Source organism: Kitasatospora sp. NPDC050543 (genome assembly GCF_044457565.1).
Classification (GTDB): domain Bacteria; phylum Actinomycetota; class Actinomycetes; order Streptomycetales; family Streptomycetaceae; genus Kitasatospora.
This window is the reverse complement of the sequence record NZ_JBITGZ010000086.1, coordinates 1-2,624: the sequence shown is the minus strand read 5'-3', so window position 1 is coordinate 2,624 and position 2,624 is coordinate 1. Positions and strand designations below refer to the sequence as shown.

At 68.7% G+C, this 2,624-nt stretch carries 2 protein-coding genes and 1 pseudogene; all 3 read right to left on the bottom strand.

All coding sequences use genetic code 11. The features are described from left to right. Positions 1–91: pseudogene (locus ACIBH3_RS35860) on the bottom strand (IS5/IS1182 family transposase); the annotation flags it as partial. Positions 92–287: 196 nt separating this feature from the next. Beyond that, positions 288–1,694, bottom strand: coding sequence for an IS1380 family transposase (locus ACIBH3_RS35855; protein WP_396316307.1), 1,407 nt, complete (start codon positions 1,692–1,694; stop codon positions 288–290). Positions 1,695–1,841: 147 nt separating this feature from the next. Beyond that, on the bottom strand, positions 1,842–2,228 hold the full coding sequence (locus ACIBH3_RS35850; RefSeq protein WP_396316306.1) for a hypothetical protein: 387 nt from the start codon (positions 2,226–2,228) through the stop codon (positions 1,842–1,844). Between the last annotated feature and the right edge of the window lie 396 nt (positions 2,229–2,624).

The window sequence follows — 2,624 nt, the reverse complement described above, 5'->3', positions numbered from 1 at the left end:
GCTGCCTCATCAACTTGCCGAAGGCGCGCGGGCTCAGTCCGGCGAACGGGGCTATCCAGGACGGCTCAGACGCCGTGATCACACCAGCCACGGCCAAGATCATCCCACGGCAAGATCACTTACGGGACAACCCCTCCGTGTTTCGGTTCGCGTCGGCTGATCTGGGGGGATCCCTGTATCGGAGGTCGCGGGGCTGCCGTCGGACGTTGGGCATGCCGAGGGCCCGGCGCGATGGCCGGGTGCTCCTGGTTCCTCGTGTCGTGGGTGGTCAGGGGCGGCTTGGTCTGTCAGGTGGCCGGTCGGGGTAGTGCCACCAGGCGGCTGAACGCCGCGGTCAGTTCGTGGCGCCAGGGCCAGGTGGCGGCGATCCGCAGGTATGGGCGGCGGGCTCCGCGCGTGATCCGGGCGGCAGCGTGCGGGAGGCGGTAGCGGAGCTTCTTGGGCTCGGCGGTGGCCAACTCGCCGTCCAGCAGCAGGGTCCGGGCCCAGACGAGCAGGTCGATGGCGGTCAGGGACAGCTCCAGCCAGGCCTGGTTGATGGCGAAGTGGCGGGAGGGGAAGCGGCCGAAGCCGGAGCTCTTGCCGCAGCGGATGTGGTCCTCGACTCGGGCGTGAGCGCGGTGGCGGACCTCCAGGTACTGGACCTGGCCGCCGCCGGCGACGGGCGTGTCGGTGAGGAAGACCTGGTGACGCATGCCTTCGTCCTGGTCGAACAGGGACAGCTGGGCGCCTGGGTGGGGACGCTCGCGGCGGACGATGATGCGGGTGCCGTCCGGGTATCCGGTGAGGTCGACCAGGCCGGTCAGCTCGGCGACTTCCGCACCGGCGCGAAGGGTCCCGTCCTGTTCCAGCGCAGGGTGCCAGACCTGGTCGGGTAGGACCCGGATGGCGGTGCGGACCTGTTCGGTGACGGCGTGTCCGACGGAGAAGGTGGTCTGGATGCCTCGCTGTCGCAGGGCGCGTAGGTGGGCGAGGAAGGCTTTGGCGCTGCCCGCGCTGTCGGCGCGGATGAGGACCGGGGTGCCGTGGCGGTGGGCGTCGGGGATCTGCGCGAGGGCCGCGTTGACGACCGTGATGTGGTCGGCCGCGGTGTTCGCTCCGGCGTTGCCGGGTCGCAGAATGCCGGCCAGGGCCTCGCCGGTGTTGTCCAGGAAGCAGAGCATCGGGTGGTAGCCGAAGCCGCGTTTGTAGGTGGCGGCCGCTTCTTCCTTCTCGGAGTGGCAGGTGACCAGGGTGGCGTCGATGTCCAGGACCAGGCCGGTCAGTTGACGTCCTCCGGCGCGGGCCGGCGGTATCCCGTCCGTGGTCTCGGCGGTCTGCAGCCAGGCGACCTCGCGGGCGGCGGCCCGGGCAGCCCGCAGCGCGTTCAGGTTGTTGGTGTCGATGCCCGCCAGGACGCGCCAGGCGGTCGGGGTGGAGGCGACCGGGCCGAACACGTCGCGCTGGTCGCGCAGCACGGCCAGGTCTCGGATCGCTTCGCCTCCGTCGGCGAGCATCACCGCCAGGTCCACCGCGACGCGGCCGGGATCGTGCCCGGTCCCGCGCGGTCGCAGCCGGTGCAGGGCGTCGCTGAAGGCGCTGGTCAGCGTGGTGGCGTCGGCCAGATCCGCCAGCAGACGCGAGCCGGCGTGGTTGACCACCCCGTGCCCGTCGGCACTGACGACGAGCTTGGGGCGTGACCGGGTAGTGTGCACGCAGAAAGTGCCTTCCTGCTGGTACGACTGGGACCTTAGACAAGCCTCATCGTTGCAGCTCAGAAGGCACTTTCGCTTTTCCGATCATGATCCGGACGCGACCCCGGATGAAACGCGCAGGCTAACGGCGTTGCACCACCGCAGTTCTCATTGGGGTCGCGCCGCGACCTTGCGTAGGAGCTCCCCGGCCGCACAGGTCTGGTCGGGGTCCATGACGAGACAGAGGTTGAAGCCCCGGTCATCGCGCCGCACCTTCACGTCGACGTCACACCTCTCGGCGGGGTCGGCAGTGGTCGTTTTCAGCGCCAGCGTGAACGAACCACCCTTGGTCGCCGAATCGGAGGCGGTATAGCTGCCCGGAGCTCCGTCCCGCACCCAGAATTGCCATGCAGCGTCCGACACGGTCGCAGGGCACTTGGTGTCGGGCACGGCATGGTTGAGGCCACTCACGGCCGCACTGTGATCGTCCGCCACGTGCAGCCAGGCGCCAGCCGCGTTGTCCCAGTCGCCCACCAGATCGGCCTGCTCAATCACGGCGACCTGGCCCCCGGCACCCGCACACGCGGTGCACCCAAGAAGTAGACAACCCAGCACCATCGCGACCCGCCGACCTCGCCAGCCGGCCTGATGCATCCAACGGGCCTTTCTAGCACCTACCTGCGGCGCATCCTTGTCGGCCGCCGCCGAGAACCCGCGTCCCGGTTCCATGCCCTTCCCCCCAGATGTACAGAGCTGCAACGTATGGCCACGCGCTGGATCAGCCAGGAGTTAGCTTGGCAGACTATTTGAACGCGTTCAATCTAGCGACTCCGGTCGCCTTCCGTGGCTGGCGCTAAGCTTGTTGTTTAACCTCGCAGGTCACTCGACCTGCTGATCTGTGGTTCTTTCCGGGACAGCAGAGGCGGCCGTTCTCCACGCTTCGAGATGTCG